The following is a 15723-nucleotide window of genomic DNA, read 5'->3' on the forward strand; positions in this document are numbered from 1 at the left end:
GCACATATTATATTATTTATAGTCATTCTGTTCAACATTGACCAGAATGATTATTTTCCCAACATCAATCTTTATAACGCCATTGTTCAAATTTTTCTTCTTTAGAAGAAAAATCTTCCAATTAGCGTTTCCCTAAAGGACTAACTCACTTTGTTCGTGTCGCAACGAGCTGGGAGATATGCTCGCCAGCTGTTGTAGTTTGTTTTCCCCATCTAAAGAGGTGGTGGACATCTTAAAGCTCGTTATATTTCTCCCACATTACCTGCACGTCTATTTTTATCTGGTCCCGCAGTGTCAGGGGGGATATTATCTCCACATAGGGGCCGTACTGAAGCACCCAATGGCGCAGGGCAGAATAATTGCATTTCAGCAGCACAGTGATACTGTCCCCAGCTTCTTCCTTTATGAGAAAATTTGTCCCGAACCAGTCCGTCAGAACCCACATCATGTCAGATGTGGTCCTTATCTCTGCCCACACACTTTCCCCGCTGTACATGTATATTTTTTCTGCCCTATGTTGGGGAAGCTTAAGTTCCCTGGCTGAGGCGTAATTATTACTTATATCCCTGCTGCTTTCCTCAAGGTACTCCACGTCAGTCATCTTATCCAGCCGAAAATTGATTACATCATCATATTCTTCAGTACCTCCAATTAAATATAGCTTTTCATTGGCAGAAACCACCCTACAGGGACTGACAATATATGGCTCCTGCCTTTTCAGGTGCAGTTTAAAATCAGTACCCAGATCATTGTAAAAAAATCGGATTTTCTTTTTATTCTCTATGGCAGCATTTATGACGTCCTGCCACTCCTGTATTCTATTATTCCATCTACACATAAAATCACCTTCCGGAATCCTCAAAACAGAGTCATCTGGTCACTTTCATCCATGCCATCCAGGCAGCCGTGCAAGCGCAGGGCTTCAATGCTTTTTTTATTAATACCGGTTCTTTTTTTAAGGTTTTCAATTGATAAAAAAGGTCCCTCTGCCCTTTTTTCTACAATGGCCCTGGCATCCACTGCCCCAAGCCCGTTTAGGGTTGTAAATGGCGGCAATACGGCATTTTCCTCCGTAACCATCTGAAAACGGGTTGCCCCGGATTTATACAAATCCACCCTTTTGGTTTTAAAGCCCCGAAGGTACATTTCCCAGGCCAGCTGAAGCACAACATACAAGGCCTTATCAGCATCACTTGGTGATTTCATGGCCTCAATCTCCTCCATTTTCTTCTTCACGGCATCCTTCCCCCGGACAATAATATCCGAATCAAAGGCCGCTGCCCGAATGGAAAAATAGGCCGTATAATAAGCCAGGGGATAATGGACCTTGCAGAAGGCAATTCGATAGGCCATCATTACATAAGCCGTGGCATGGGCTCTCGGAAACAGATACTCTATCTTTTGACAGGATTCAATATACCAGTCCGGGATACCGGCCTTTTTGAGTATTTCCACCACATCCTGGGTAATACCCTTGTTTTTGCGCACATTTTCCATGGTTTTGAAGGCCAATAATGGGTCCACGCCCTTATGAATGAGATACACCATAATATCATCCCTTGCCGAAATGGCATTTTGCAGGGTACAGGTGCCAGCCCTGATAAGATCCTGGGCATTACCCGTCCATACATTGGTACCATGTGAAAAGCCGGAAATCCGCACCAGATCTGAAAAGCATTTCGGATGGGTATCATCAATCATCTGACGTGTAAAAGGAGTACGAAATTCCGGAATTCCAAATGTCCCGGAATTGGCTCCCAGCTCCTCCTCTGTTATTCCCAAAGCCTTTGTACTGCTAAACAGGCTAAGGGTAGCCGGATCATCAAAGGGAATGGTCTTTGGATCGAGGTGAGTCAGATCCTCCAGCATTTTTATCACCGTGGGATCATCGTGTCCCAGTATATCCAGCTTCACCAGCCGGCTGGATATGGAGTGATAATCAAAATGTGTTGTAATGATACTGCGTGTCTTGTCACCGGCAGGGTGTTGAAGGGGCGTAAAGAAATGAACATCCATATCCCTTGGCACTACCATGATACCTGCAGGATGCTGGCCACTGGTTTGCTTAACACCAGTGCATGATGCTGCAATTTTCTTTATATATGCTTCATGTTTGGTCTGTCCCTTATCCCGATAATAATTGCGCACAAAGGCGGGAGCTGTTTTTTCCGCAATAGTTCCAATGGAACCGGCCCTAAATACATTATCCTTGCCAAATAACTCCTCGGTATATCTGTGGGCTACTGGCTGATACTCCCCGGAGAAATTTAAATCAATATCAGGCACCTTGTCCCCGTCAAATCCCAGAAATACTGCAAAGGGAATTTCATGGCCATCCTTCACCATCTTGGTGCCGCAAACAGGGCAATTCTTATCAGGCAAATCATAGCCACAGCCATAAGAACCATCCGTAACAAACTCACTGTGCTTGCAGTGAGGGCAACGCCAATGGGGTGGCAAAGGATTTACCTCGGTAATATCTGTCATGGTGGCCACAAAGGATGAGCCTACAGAGCCACGGGAACCCACCAGATAGCCATCCAGATTTGACTTGCGCACCAGCTTGTGGGCAATGAGATACAACACCGAAAACCCGTGGGCAATAATCGGCTTCAGCTCCTGGTCAATACGGTCCTGAACTATTTTCGGCAATACATCACCGTAAAGGCTTCTGGCCTTGTTGTATGTCATGGAGGTAATTTCCTCATCCGCCCCTGGAATCATTGGTGAATACAGCTCATCCGGAATAGGCTTAAATTTCTCGCACATTTCCACAATTTTCCTTGGATTGGTAACCACCGCCTCGTATGCGGCTTCTTCTCCCAGATACTGGAATTCTGCCAGCATTTCCTCAGTGTTTCTGAGATACAATGGAGGCTGCAGATCAGCATCCTCAAAGCCCTTGCCCGTCATGACAATGGCACGATATATCTGATCCTCAGGATTGAGGAAATGAACATCGCAGGTGGCAACAAGGGGCTTGTTCAGCTTCTTGGCCAGCTCCGCAACCTTCATGTTGATCTTAATAAGGTCATTGTCGTTCCTTATATTTGGGAAATCATCACATCTTACAAGAAATTCGTTGTTGCCAATGGGCTGGATTTCAAGATAGTCATAGAAATCTGCTATTTTCAGCAATTCCTCATCCTTCTCTCCCGCCACAATGGCCCTGACAAGCTCCCCCGCTTCACAGGCAGAACCGATAATTAATCCTTCCCGATATTCCTGAATCAGCTGCCGTGGCAGTCTTGGATTTTTATAGAAAAAACGCAGATGGGACATGGTTATCAGCTTATAAAGATTCCGGAGCCCATGGGGATTTTGGGCCAGCAAAATAATATGGTTGGCGCGATCCTGTCTGTAATCCTCATCCACCAGATAACCTTCCACACCATAGATAATCTTAATATCCAGTTTTTCCTTGCCCCAAACCGTCTCCATGGCTTCGGGAAAAGCCTGTACCACGCCATGATCTGTAATGGCTATGGCAGGCCACCCCCATTTTGCAGCTGTTTTTATTAAACTTTCGGCGGAAGCAACACCATCTCCGGCACTCATTTTAGTATGGCAATGAAGCTCCACACGCTTTTCTGTTGCCTTATCCTGGCGGGATTCCAAATCCACCAATAATACGCTGTCAACAAAAAGAACATTGTCATTGTCAAACTTGTCATAGCGCATTCTGCCCCTTATTTTTACAGTACCGCCAGCCTCGGCGGCCTTTTTTAAGCGGTCCAAAACCTTGGTATAATCTTCTGGCTTTTTGAAAAAGCTTTTACATGTTATGCCATCGGTATCATCAACCACCGATAAAAGAAGTATATTTGTATCCAGAAGCTGTTTCCCATCTACACTGACAATTACTCCCTGAACCACCACATCCTTCATTTCCCCTTCAAGCTGGGAAATAGGGGTAAGGCTGCCAATAATGGGCTCACCAAATACCAATGGGCTGTCATCCTTGCCAATCTGAATAGCACTCCGTTTTGGATGGAATTTTTTACTGCTGTATTTCTTTTTGCCAACCGTATCAGAAGAAGCAACACCACCTGCTTTGGAGCCGCCCCCCCGGGCTGTTTTATGTACCGGGGCCTGGGCAGCCTCCAGTGCCTCCTTATATTCCTTGGTCTCATGGAGGGTCTCCTCCACGGATATATTTTCAATTTCCTCATAAATAGACTGACACTCTATGGAGATTGGATAGCCAATTATCTTGATCCCGGCCTCGTAAAAGGCCAGTGCTACATTATTTTCCTCCAACAGGTACTTGCTGAAATCCCCATTTACCTGCAATATAATCCGGGAATCCTTGTAAATGCGGTTTGTTCCCAGCAGAATATGGTGTATGCTTTGGTTATTTCCCGCAACGTGATTTACCAGCTTTTCCCAATAGGGCTCCACCATTTCTTTCAATGAAATTACAGTCTGATAAATAATGACCTTTGCCAGGCTGTTCTTTTGGGCAACAAATTCTGTAATCCTCTTGATAATATTCTCCGGAAGCTCCCTTACGGACCAAACCAATATTTCCCACATACTGCTATTAAGGGATATTTCAACATGGCGAATGAAGGTATCCTTTAAAAGCTTTTCTTCTTTTTTATTAAGTTCCATTCCCTTGGCCAAATCAGACAGCAGCCTGCTTTTTTGCGGAACAATATAATACTTGTCCTCCATATAACCGCCTCCAAAATCCCTTGATAATTTATTTGGTGGCTATATCTTAACAAAGTGAATGTACAAATAACTGCACATAAAAAAAAACGGACTGAACTGATCAGCCCGAATCCTTAAGATTTCATATCATTATCCAGCCCTTAACACGAGCATACCTCTCATCTTTAAAATAAAAGTAAGGTGTATCGTAATAAACTGCACTCAAAGCAGTTAAAGCTTTAAATATCACATAATCCTCCGTTTCCTGTATTAAAACCAACGTCTTCACTTCCGGTGGCATAGGCATATACTCGTCACCATAAGGTCCTGGTGCATTATCACTGGATTCCTCTATATAAACTTTATCTTGCCCTAAATATTTTTTCTTATATTCTGGTTTTAATACACGTGGAATTATATCTGTCAACTGTATTGTTAATGGGGTAAATGTCACCGTAAACTCCTTGGTATGCTTATTAAGCAAATAAACTCTGAGGGCGCCTTCATATAAGCTCATAATACTATCCACCCTTTCGCATGAGTATAAAACTCATCCTTATACCTAAAAAGCTGGTTAGGGTAGTGTGTTGCATCCCAATAATCTATTGCTTTAAAGACTACTATATCCTCTGTTTCAGAGAGTAAAACCAAAGTGTCTCTCTGCAAAGGAATTTGGTACATCTCATCAATATATGGTCCTGGGGGGTCTTCACAATCTGGTTCACGATAATACTGAGAACCATTTAAATATTGCTTAGTGTATTTTTCTGTCAAAAACCCTAGCTCCGGAAATGTAGTTTCCATATCTACTTCAGTGAATGTGGACCTAAACTCTTTTGTGTGCTTATTAAGCAGATAAATTTTAAGTACGCCTTTTTTTCTTGACATAATGAATCTCCTCCTTCGCAATCTCTAACTTTCTGGTTGCTTGAAGCATATCATAAATAAGGTGCAAATTTTCGCACATTAAAACTCCCAGATGATTTTTTTATAATCACCTGGGAGTTCTGGACATCAATCCTTATTTACTTATTCTTTATTCCAAAAGAATGTTCAAATTTTACAGTTCCCGATTTCATTTCCTCCAAATCACTCTGTAATATCATATAGTGCAATTCGAGTTTATCACCTGTACCTGGAATTTCTATCTGTTCCCCGGCATAACTTGGCTCAGTATCCCCTTTAGGCATGGCTACGACACAATCTATTACATATTTTTCTTTAATCTGATTTTCCATACCCCAAATTTTCATCCAATCTTTTCCTGCATCTGAATGAATCAGCTCACTGATAAACACAGCATAGGAAATTGCCTGTTTCATGGCAGCATCAAAGGATTCCTTCTTTATATTTTCATCCTTTACTTCTATGACTACAAGCCTACTTTTATTTCCAATTTTACGCCTACATAAAATATCAACCTCACCACCAGTTTTGGATTGTTCAACATCATCATGTTTGGCAGCACTTGCTTTTAAAGCTGTCTTCATATGGATTCTGGTATTCTCAAATGATACTGGTTGGATTCCACATAATGTTTTATTAACAGAGGTTGTCTTCTCTAACTCTGAGAATAACGCACTCTCAACCATATGCTCTTCTTGTCTTGGTGCCCCCGTTGCATGATTTATATAATAATCACGAAACTTTTTAGCATTAGGGCCTTTTGACCAGTCCTCATCTTTTATCGCACCTAAATCATAACCAAAATATATACTACTATTGTTCTTTTTCTCATCCACGGACAGCTTAGGAATATTATCCTTTACTTTAATAGTTCCAACACTCTGACCTAAATATCTAAGATCAAATTTTAATTCTTTATCTTTTACCTTACCAATAGTCAAATATACATACAATGGTTTAATTTTATTAAATTGCCCCTTTGCCTCACTGAAAATGGCGCTATTAGCCACCATCTTCTTGGCATACTCTCCATATCGTTCAACCCATTCATCTTTATTTGTCTCCAGCTCTTTTTGTACCTTATTTACCCAATCTTCATAATCTTTTCTTAATGCTTCGTCCATAGTCCTTATCTCCCTCACTTATTGTTACGTTCAGCCAACCATTTCTGATGAATAGCATACCATTTTTGACTGCTTCTCCCCAATCTGGCAATTTGTCTTGGGTGAGCTAAAGGCAATACTTTAATCATTTTTCCACCAATTTCAACATCAGTACACCTTCCATATCCAATATTTTTTTTGTAATCATCAAGCCTTTTATATGATTCTTTTTCAACTATATGTAAGTATTGTTGTATTGGCTTATCTCCAAGTAAAATCAGCAAATCTGCCTGAGATTCCAGTAACTCTTTGGTAATCTCCTCAACCCGTTCATTATCGCAAAACTTTTCTGTTTTGTTAGGTACGGTCACCTCATTCAAGCCTTCATTAGCGAGTTTTTTCAAAAACGGCTTATATTTTTTAGATATCGCAGATTGCTGACCACGGTTAAGCCTACTCTCCGGCAACAAATCGCACAGCCATGCGTCCTTTCTATCAAATCCCAACGGAGCCAATATTTTTTCATCCAATGCCTTGGCCGATGGACCGTTTAAATCCTTATCTGGTAATTCGAGATGCCCCATTTCAGATGGCACACGGATTTTCTTAATTATTTCTTCCGCTTCCTTTTCATTACCATCCCAGAAAATTCTCGGCTCACTGGCCACAGCCAACGCCTTACATGCTATTTTACCATTCTTAGCAACCCATTTTGCATGGACTGCACTGGCATAAACGCCCAAAACAAAAACTTTTTTAGGGGTCCGATCCTCCTGAACCACTGGATGCACATATTCACCAAAAGGAAATTGATACTCATTGGACATAAATATTCCTCCTCGTTCTCTCGCGCTTTTCAATAAAAAAATATTATCGTTTGTATCATTCTACAAACATCTTAAAATTCCTTTACCTCTAAAACCATTCTCTTACCTCATCATCTGAGCAGATCAGGTATATCAACCAAAATGGGCATTGGGCCAATGATAAGAAAAAACATACTTTTAGGATTAGTGCCAATATAATTAATATCCATACAAGCATTGCTATTTCCTCCTTAAAGTGCCAGCATCATGGCAGCCTTTGATATAACCTTTTCCCACATGGGGTCATCCAACTTTAAAATATTTTGCCCCTTTAAAATCATAAGCATGTTGTATTTTTTTGATATTGCCAGGGTAAATATTTCACCTGTTACCTTGACCCTGTAATATTCAATGGGATACCACTTTAGATCTTTTTTGGTTATCATTTCGTAAGGGTAGGTGCCATCCTCATTTTGGGTGGTCATCATCAACACGTGGGCCTTGGTTGATGTGTCCATGGGGTGGGAAATAAGAAATTCCCCCAGGGGCGAATAACGGGGAATTGCCCACTTGAGCCGCCCCCTTTTTATTGCAGGTACTGCTGAATTTTTTGATATTCCAAGATTAATAAAGGGGAGCTTCAGCTTTAAAATTTTCTTTGCGGCTGCCCGATAAAAATCTTCGTGCTCCTCAAGCATGGCCTCTGCTTCACTCCGGTCTTCCATGAACGCCGGAACTATCACCCCTTTATATGATTCACTTCTTGACACATTTATATAATTTCTATACTTACAATAGGGCTTCAACTTACGCTCATCAGGCTCCAGCTCCATAATTATGCTCCTTTCTGTCTTTAATCAATGCTTCTGCCATTGTGATAAGGGAATATTTTTCAAACATGTTCTTTGTCAGTATTTTCCCGTTCAGCAGCACTATTTTTTCATTTAGAGAAGGTACATTAAATACCGTTGCTGTATCCCTGCCAAACCATATCTTCTTCATGGAAGCATTTTGCAGATACAGGTCCACATGGGAGGAATTAAACAAATCTGAGGTTATTCTCGTTCTTCTGAATTCATCGCTGAATATCCCCAAAGCATCCTCACCATTTGCAGTCTTGATGAAATTGTTGAAATGATTTGTAATCCCCTTGCTGGGCCATATATTTTCAAAGGACGATGAAAATTTGCAGGCACTCTCCAGAATTTCCACGTCAGTATATTCATTTATGGGAAGTGAAAGGAAAACCGCCCTTTTTGTGGATTTTATTTTCATTTTCTCATCATCAGAAATGATTATTTCTTTAAAAACTTCCTTGTTTTTTGCCCTTGTCATAAGTGCAAAATTAAGCTTTTTAACCCGTGGAAAACCTTTATATTCCTCGTACCAGCTGTCCACCAGATGCCACCAGAAGGCATTTATTTCATCCAGATGCAGCTCCTTCCAGTCCCCTTCTGAAAGAATTTTATTTTTAAAGGGCTTGCAGGAAACTATCATTTTCACCGGGGAAGACTTTGTATATGTGAATTTCAGCCCAAGATATTTAAAGTCCCTTGCCTCCGCCACACCGTGCTTTGATATAAAGCTGGAATTGGTCAGGGGATATATTTCCAATGGGTATTTATCCGTTGTAAATAATGCCTTAAATTCTTCCCTGGATAAGAAGCCTTTTACATATTCCATTTCTCATCACCTCAATTTTTACCGTCCTCTAACACTTCATTTTTTTAGCAAGCATTGTTCCTTATGCCAAAACCGTATCATTCGAGCAGAGCCTTGTTATTGCTGATAAACTGCTCCAGTTCCGGGGAATCCACCTCCATAAGCAGAAGCCTGTTAATCTCTGCCGGTGAATTTGCCGCCTTCAAATCCTCTATGGCCAGGGCTGTAAATTCCGCATCCATTAACAGCAGATAATTGATTGCATTAACAAATTTATCCTTTGGCAATCCCGCCTCTGTCAATTTATATACCAGCGACGAAATGAGGATATACTTTATATCATCCCGTTCCGGTACCTCCTTGTATGTACCGGCCATTATCTTATCCGTCACGTCCACAGCCTCCCTTTCCTTCATAAATGCCAGAAAAGACGCTGCCTCCATCTCCCCGATATTTGCTTCAATCTTGGCCCTGAGAAGCTTGCTCCCCATATCCAGCTTCCCTGTGTTCAGAATATCCGAAACTGCCTCCCAGGTCCTTGGGGAAGCAAATCGCAGTGATTCACCTTCGGGATCAAAATTATGGAAGGCCATGGGCTTAAAATTCAGATAGGCTATCACAGCCTCATTGACCTTATGGGGATAGGCAAAATCCCTTTTCCACTGGTCCAGATCATGGCTTATATTATGAATTTCAAATCTGTTGGCCAATGGGGCCGGCATTTCGGTGTAAACGCCGTTGTCATCCAGCCTGTTGCCCAAAGCCACAATATACCAGCCCTCAGGCAGGGTATATGAACCCAGCTTTCTGTCATGGATAAGCTGATAGGCCGCCGCCTGCACCCTTTTTGAAGCAGAGGTAATTTCCTCAATTAAGAGAATACCCTTTTCCCCATCCCTGTCTTCTCTTGGAAGAATGTCATTATGCAGCCACATGGTATGCAAATTATCCTCAGAAGGAAATGGTATGCCCTTAAGCTCCGTTTCCGTAAAGAGCAGCAGCCTTAAATCAATAAATCCCATATTTCTTGACTGGGCTATATCATGGGCAATGGCCGACTTGCCGATGCCCGAAGGGCCAAGGCCCAAAATGGAACGCTTTATTCCGTTATCAATATTAAAGTTGATTACCTCTGCAAAATCGTGAATATTTAAATCCATGTGAGTTTCTCCTCCACCAAAACACTTTGTATAACAAAACTTTTAAATCCTTTGCATTTGGGAAACTATTCCACCAGTAATATTTTCAGTGATTCCATAGGGGGTTATCACCCAAATGGAATTTTTCTCAGCCTTTATCTCCGGAAAACCCCCATCTGTAAGATAAATAATCAATTTGGCATTTCTGTAATTATTTCTTATATAATCCTGCACCACCTCTGGGGAAGTTCCACCCCGACCTGATATATTTATGTTCTTATATTCCTTAATAATTATTGGCGAATATACTTGGTCAGACCATGGTATGATTACTCCCGTCATTTCAAAATCATTTATCATTTTATTGATATGACCAAAGAAATCTGCCAATTCCTCCGCTAAAATTGAACACGATGTATCCACTGCCACCACCACATCTGCCAGCCTCCTTTCTTCCATATTCTCCCCGGGAAGAATCATTCTTCTGTAGAGAGTGGTTCTCAGGGGAGATTCAAAGGCGGCGTCATCTGATATTGCCGAGGAGAGAAATCTTTTAACCAGCTTGTACCATGGTACCTTTGTAGACAACAGGGCTGATACTTCCTCAAACATACACTCACCTATGGGAGAGTAGCTTTTATATGTCTCCAGCCCCCGCATTTCTTCCTTAACCTGCCATTCCTTTAGGGTACCTTTATACCGTTTAATATCCCGAGAATAGGCATCCTTATCATCTCTTAATATTTTTGATATATTGGGGTTCTTTTCCAGCAGGGAATATATTTCTTCCACTGAATAACGCTCAACTCTATGGATATCCGGCAACTCAAATACACCAAATTCCTTCTTCAAATCCAATGGAATGCCAATGTCCCCGTAGTGCTCCGAATCAATTTCCAAAATTCTGTTTACCTTTAAATCCGCGGCTAAATTCCAGAAAAATGGATCCCTGCCCTTTAATCTGAAAACATGAAGAAGAAGAATGTGATACAGCTCATGAAGCAGGACAAAATTACATTGCTCCGGAGTTATTTTTTTTATAAAATCTTCTGAAAATACTATATTCCTGCCATCTGTCCAGGCAGTTCCCTTAATAGGTGACACTCTGACCCTTGCCAGCTTCAATAAGGCCATGCCAAAATATGGCGCATTCTTCAGCAGTCTCAGGCGAATTTTTCTGACCTGAACATTGAAATCTTTTAAATCCATAATGCCTCCCCCCTAATACAAAACAGAGCTTTTATCCTGAACAAATCATAGCAAAGTCAACGTACACAATTTTGCACATTAACAAAAAATCTCTGGTGATTTATTCAACCACCAGAGATCTCCTCAAAGCTTATTTTGTGCAATTAATCCTTATACTTCCTCCACATTCTGTCTATTTCCGTTTTTATTTCCTTCCGCAGCTCCAACGGTTTCAGCAGCTCCACCTTGGGACCGTACTGGATGGCCCAATACTTCACGGCCTTGAGATTGCATTTAACCCTTATTACAATATAATCCTTCTCCTCCTGTACTATGTTGAACTTCTTCCCAAACCAGTCCAGCAGCGTTGTCATCATTTTAGGACTTGTTTTAATTTCAACCCAATCGCTTTCCCCACTGAACATGGATATGTGCTCCGCCATGTGCTTGGACAGATTAAAGCCATTGGCGTCAAATTCCTTCAGCTCCTTTGAATCCTTGCGTCTTTCCTCCAAACGCCTAACATTGGTCATTTTGTCTATGCGTAAATGTATCACATCATCATATTGATCCATATTCCCTATAAGAAAAAATTTCCCGTTATTTTCCACCATCTGATATGGATTTATGATATATGGATTACCTTCATTTTGTGGGTGTAATTTTAAATCAGTACCCACTTCGTTGTAGATGCACTGTATTTTCTTTCCTTCGGCTATGGCATCAATTATCACATCCAACGTACCCATTACCTGGTTATTTATAGTATGGTTAAGGGCCGGCAAATTACAAATATGCTTATTTTTGTCCTTAAAAGATTTGCTGCCAAAGTCATTGAGCTTGTTCATCAGCTTCTTTGCCGTATGGTTAGGTATTATTTTAGAAAAGAGCACACTGTCTATCAAAAGCCGCAGCTCCGCATCGTCAAATTCCCTTTCCACCAGCTTGTAGCCCTTTCCTTCTCCTTTTCCTTTTTCGTGTTCAATTTGCCACCCCATATCTATTAAATCATCAATATATGACTTAACAGTTCTCCGGTCACATTTAATTTCATATTCCTTTTCCAGATGGTCAATAATGCCCTGCTGGGTCAGGGCATTATTTTCATCCGTATACTCCCGCAATATATTAAGGATACACATATTTACTTTTTTCTTGCTGCCATACATATTATCACCTGCACCTGTTCAAATTCTGATTTACGTTTATATCGTTATAGATATTCAAATTCATATAATTTCCCCATTACTTCTATTCAAAGCCCCATGATTCCTGCCATAAATAATTAATCATATAGAAAGCATGGGGCTCGCCTTTGTGCGTTATACAAATCCAATGGCAGTTTTAGGCTTTTTGTATACCTTTTCCGCATTGACAGAAAAATCATCTGCCACAAGGGTGGACAGCTCTTTTCTGCCGATCTTTTTGCCCTTGGTAACCTTCACAAGCCGGTCTGATTGCTTCATAATAGCCTGCTCCAAAAGATTTCTGGCAAAGCGTCCATTGCCAAATTCAGCCTTGCTGCAGGCAACACTGAAAATCTCATGGCACTTGGCTTTTACATCTTCGTCAATTATATAACCCTTGTCCTCCACCATTAACTCCAGAATCTGAAGCATTTCATCGGCATTGTAATCCGGAAAATCCAGATGAAAGGCAATGCGGCTCCGCAACCCCTCATTTCCTGCCAAAAATTGCTCCATCTTTTCCGGATAACCGGCAAAAATCACAATAACACTGTCCCGTCTGTTCTCCATCTCCTGCACAATAGTATTGATGGCCTCCGCCCCAAAGGAATTTGTGTCATCAACAAGGGCATAGGCCTCATCAATAAACAGTATACCCCCACGGGCCTTGTTAAATTTTTCTTTGACAGTCTTGGCAGTCCAGCCCACATACCTGGCCACAAGATCAGCTCTGCCGCACTCCACAAAATTGCCGGTTTCCAATATACCTTCCTTCTTTAAAATATCAGCCAAAAGGCGGGCAACAGTAGTCTTGGCACTTCCCGGATTGCCTGTAAAAATCATGTGCTGGGAGAAGCTGTGGGTATCCATTCCCATTTTACTTCTGGCCTTTCTGATCTTGGCGGAATTAATAATCTGATCCACAAGAGTCTTAATCTCAGTAAGGCCCACCATTTTCTGCAAATCCGCATAGGGCTCGTTTTTCCCCTTTTTCACCTCAATATTAACCTTTTCAACACGCTTATAGGCGCAGTACACCTTATTAGTCAAGCCGTTGCTGAACCACTTGTTGTAGGTTTTGTATACTTCCGTTGCAGAAAAGGTCTTTGTTTTTTTAGGAAGAGCCTTGGCCAGCTCAGCACGGGTGGTTTCAAAATCCGTTTTTGCTGTAAGCCTTTCCAGATAATTTACCGCCTGTTCCTTATCCCCTTTTCCTTCACAAATTTCAATCAAAGTAACATCATCCTGCACAGCAGCAACAAGATCCTTGCCAAATCCCGGCTTCTCGGTGATTTGCACCAAAAAACACAGGGTATAGAGATGGTTGTCCCCCATCAAATTGGCAATAAAATCCACTACCTCATGATAGGCCGTGGCATACACACCATGATCCTCATCATTTCCGCTCATATCAATGGCTACCGCTGCGCCGCTGCTGGAGCTGAATAAATTGGTAAGATCCTCCTCATCATAGCATCCTTCCTTGATTTTATTTACATAGCTTACCCTTCTGCCAAGGAGCCGCTTATTCGCCTTCAATGCCAGAATAAGAATCTCAATAATGTCCCTGGCGGCTTCACTGGTGCCGGCCTTAATCATATAATGGACGGGATTTCCATAATACTTCCTTTTGTTGTCAGCAGAAAAAATGCGCTCAATTTCCTCCAATAAGGTGCCGTCCGCCATGATTTCATCGGCCATACGCAGAATTTCTTTCTTCGATACCTTTTTATCAGGGTACATCATTTCCTGGACAGTAAACTGACGATTTTCAAAATAGTCAAATCCAAGGTTTGACCAGACATTATGAAGGTAACCAAAGCCCTTTCCATTTGCTCTTTCAGTGAGATTTTTGAATTCCTTGGCAGAGATTTCCCCCTTGTTTTCAAGCCAGACCTTTTCCAATGAGTAATTCTCCAAAAAATGTTTTTTTATCCACTTTTCACAGTCATGCAAAGAAACGTTTTCCAGCTTGCATACTATCACCATTTCCAGGGACTTATATTCCCCGTTGACAACAGCCACACTTAAATTTTCGCTTAAGCCGCATTTTTCACCCAGGGAATCATTTACATCTGAAATAATGTTTTTCATCCTCCGGTCATCAACTTTCGGATTCAAAGTAGGCTTATCCTGATAGCTTTCCAGACAGGACTCGTATTTCATATTAACATGATAAATAATCATTTCCATGCACCTCCACGCTGCACACTATACACTACTATCTCTTTTTCTTTGGTTCGATTATAGCAGAGTCGATGTACATTAATTTGCACATTAAAAATACCCAGATGATTTTTTCATCTGGGTACTTGATATTTCATATTTATTATTTGGGGTCGAATCAAATCAAAGCAATGTACTGCTTCTGCTCTTCAGCTGGGAGCATAAGGGCATCCATTGCCTCCTGGGCCGACCAGCCTTTATTTTTCATTAGGTTTCGAATAGATGTAAGCCGTTCCTCAATACGGCCTTCCATACGAGCATCGTCTTTCATATCTTCAATTGCCTTGCACATATTTATCTGCTCCTCTCCTTCAGGAATCTTAAAATCAACATTGGCACACACGCTTATGGTTTGTGCTGCTTCACGACTAATAGACTTATATTTAGGATCGCTGTCCACTAATTCCATCATGCTTTGCTTGTCCTTGGAATGCTTGATAAACTTCAGCACTTCACACAAATCAGATTTAAAAATGTCCAATTCCCCATCACTCATCATGGCCGGAGACACTAAGTTAATGTGATAATCCGGTGAATATTGCAGTACTCTGTCATCAATCTCTTTTGAATACATTTCTTGCAACGATACAGAGGCATCCCATTCATCAGCTCCCCAATGTACCACAATAGTAACAACTGGCAGCAGTTCATCACTGCGATAAAAGCCACTGAGAAACTCCACATTACCATTAGCCTTATCATGGTTATTTTTATGGGAATTGGCCGCAGCAGTTACCTGGTCAGCCAAGGTCATGGCATCGTACAACATATTTTTTACGGGCATGGCTGTATGAACCTCTGACTGATTTTCCACACCCAAAATACAATATGCAGCTTTACCGTCCGTTTT

13 protein-coding genes are annotated in these 15723 nt (G+C 41.4%); all 13 read right to left on the reverse strand.

Going from position 1 to position 15723, the window contains the following annotated elements; all coding sequences use genetic code 11:
• Window positions 1-232: 232 nt before the first annotated feature.
• Entirely contained in the window at window positions 233-838 is a 606-nt protein-coding gene (locus tag T525_RS14915; protein ID WP_051533541.1) for a YafY family protein, read from the reverse strand.
• A gap of 20 nt (window positions 839-858) precedes the next feature.
• Window positions 859-4677, reverse strand: a complete 3819-nt coding sequence (locus tag T525_RS0109790) for a PolC-type DNA polymerase III (protein WP_027407064.1) — start codon at window positions 4675-4677, stop codon at window positions 859-861.
• Between the two features lie 121 nt (window positions 4678-4798).
• Window positions 4799-5173, reverse strand: a complete 375-nt coding sequence (locus T525_RS0109795) for a hypothetical protein (protein ID WP_027407065.1) — start codon at window positions 5171-5173, stop codon at window positions 4799-4801.
• Complete coding sequence (locus T525_RS0109800) at window positions 5170-5544, reverse strand: hypothetical protein (protein ID WP_027407066.1); 375 nt, start codon at window positions 5542-5544, stop codon at window positions 5170-5172. The genes T525_RS0109795 and T525_RS0109800 overlap by 4 nt, the downstream gene beginning before the upstream one ends.
• A gap of 137 nt (window positions 5545-5681) precedes the next feature.
• Window positions 5682-6686, reverse strand: a complete 1005-nt coding sequence (locus T525_RS0109805; RefSeq protein WP_027407067.1) for a hypothetical protein — start codon at window positions 6684-6686, stop codon at window positions 5682-5684.
• A 14-nt stretch (window positions 6687-6700) separates the two neighbouring features.
• Window positions 6701-7492 (reverse strand): hypothetical protein, encoded by a 792-nt coding sequence (locus T525_RS16355; protein ID WP_072031652.1) that lies wholly within the window; start codon window positions 7490-7492, stop codon window positions 6701-6703.
• Window positions 7493-7722: 230 nt separating this feature from the next.
• Window positions 7723-8304 carry a hypothetical protein gene (locus T525_RS0109820; protein ID WP_027407068.1) on the reverse strand — a complete coding sequence of 194 codons (582 nt, stop codon included), beginning with the start codon at window positions 8302-8304 and terminating at the stop codon, window positions 7723-7725.
• Entirely contained in the window at window positions 8288-9154 is an 867-nt protein-coding gene (locus tag T525_RS0109825; protein ID WP_027407069.1) for a hypothetical protein, read from the reverse strand. The genes T525_RS0109820 and T525_RS0109825 overlap by 17 nt, the downstream gene beginning before the upstream one ends.
• 77 nt (window positions 9155-9231) lie before the next feature.
• Window positions 9232-10293, reverse strand: coding sequence for an ATP-binding protein (locus T525_RS14925; RefSeq protein ID WP_051533542.1), 1062 nt, complete (start codon window positions 10291-10293; stop codon window positions 9232-9234).
• A 42-nt stretch (window positions 10294-10335) separates the two neighbouring features.
• Window positions 10336-11481 carry a VWA-like domain-containing protein gene (locus T525_RS0109835; RefSeq protein WP_027407070.1) on the reverse strand — a complete coding sequence of 382 codons (1146 nt, stop codon included), beginning with the start codon at window positions 11479-11481 and terminating at the stop codon, window positions 10336-10338.
• A gap of 143 nt (window positions 11482-11624) precedes the next feature.
• Window positions 11625-12629, reverse strand: a complete 1005-nt coding sequence (locus tag T525_RS0109840) for a WYL domain-containing protein (protein WP_027407071.1) — start codon at window positions 12627-12629, stop codon at window positions 11625-11627.
• Window positions 12630-12782: 153 nt separating this feature from the next.
• Window positions 12783-14834, reverse strand: a complete 2052-nt coding sequence (locus tag T525_RS15690) for an AAA family ATPase (protein WP_051533543.1) — start codon at window positions 14832-14834, stop codon at window positions 12783-12785.
• Between the two features lie 157 nt (window positions 14835-14991).
• A partial coding sequence (locus T525_RS14935; RefSeq protein WP_051533544.1) for an Rpn family recombination-promoting nuclease/putative transposase occupies window positions 14992-15723 on the reverse strand: 732 nt, incomplete at its 5' end.

Source organism: Anaerovibrio sp. RM50 (assembly GCF_000622005.1).
In the GTDB taxonomy this organism is placed as follows: Bacteria; Bacillota; Negativicutes; order Selenomonadales; family Selenomonadaceae; genus Anaerovibrio.

What these genes read in the sequence shown, in the direction of transcription:
- T525_RS14915 (WP_051533541.1), bottom strand. Translation starts at nt 838, where the DNA reads ATGTGTAGATGGAATAATAGAATACAGGAGTGGCAGGACGTCATAAAT.
- T525_RS0109835 (WP_027407070.1), bottom strand. Translation starts at nt 11,481, where the DNA reads ATGGATTTAAAAGATTTCAATGTTCAGGTCAGAAAAATTCGCCTGAGA.
- T525_RS16355 (WP_072031652.1), bottom strand. Translation starts at nt 7,492, where the DNA reads ATGTCCAATGAGTATCAATTTCCTTTTGGTGAATATGTGCATCCAGTG.
- T525_RS0109820 (WP_027407068.1), bottom strand. Translation starts at nt 8,304, where the DNA reads ATGGAGCTGGAGCCTGATGAGCGTAAGTTGAAGCCCTATTGTAAGTAT.
- T525_RS0109790 (WP_027407064.1), bottom strand. Translation starts at nt 4,677, where the DNA reads ATGGAGGACAAGTATTATATTGTTCCGCAAAAAAGCAGGCTGCTGTCT.
- T525_RS0109840 (WP_027407071.1), bottom strand. Translation starts at nt 12,629, where the DNA reads ATGTATGGCAGCAAGAAAAAAGTAAATATGTGTATCCTTAATATATTG.
- T525_RS0109825 (WP_027407069.1), bottom strand. Translation starts at nt 9,154, where the DNA reads ATGGAATATGTAAAAGGCTTCTTATCCAGGGAAGAATTTAAGGCATTA.
- T525_RS14925 (WP_051533542.1), bottom strand. Translation starts at nt 10,293, where the DNA reads ATGGATTTAAATATTCACGATTTTGCAGAGGTAATCAACTTTAATATT.
- T525_RS0109795 (WP_027407065.1), bottom strand. Translation starts at nt 5,173, where the DNA reads ATGAGCTTATATGAAGGCGCCCTCAGAGTTTATTTGCTTAATAAGCAT.
- T525_RS0109800 (WP_027407066.1), bottom strand. Translation starts at nt 5,544, where the DNA reads ATGTCAAGAAAAAAAGGCGTACTTAAAATTTATCTGCTTAATAAGCAC.
- T525_RS15690 (WP_051533543.1), bottom strand. Translation starts at nt 14,834, where the DNA reads ATGATTATTTATCATGTTAATATGAAATACGAGTCCTGTCTGGAAAGC.
- T525_RS0109805 (WP_027407067.1), bottom strand. Translation starts at nt 6,686, where the DNA reads ATGGACGAAGCATTAAGAAAAGATTATGAAGATTGGGTAAATAAGGTA.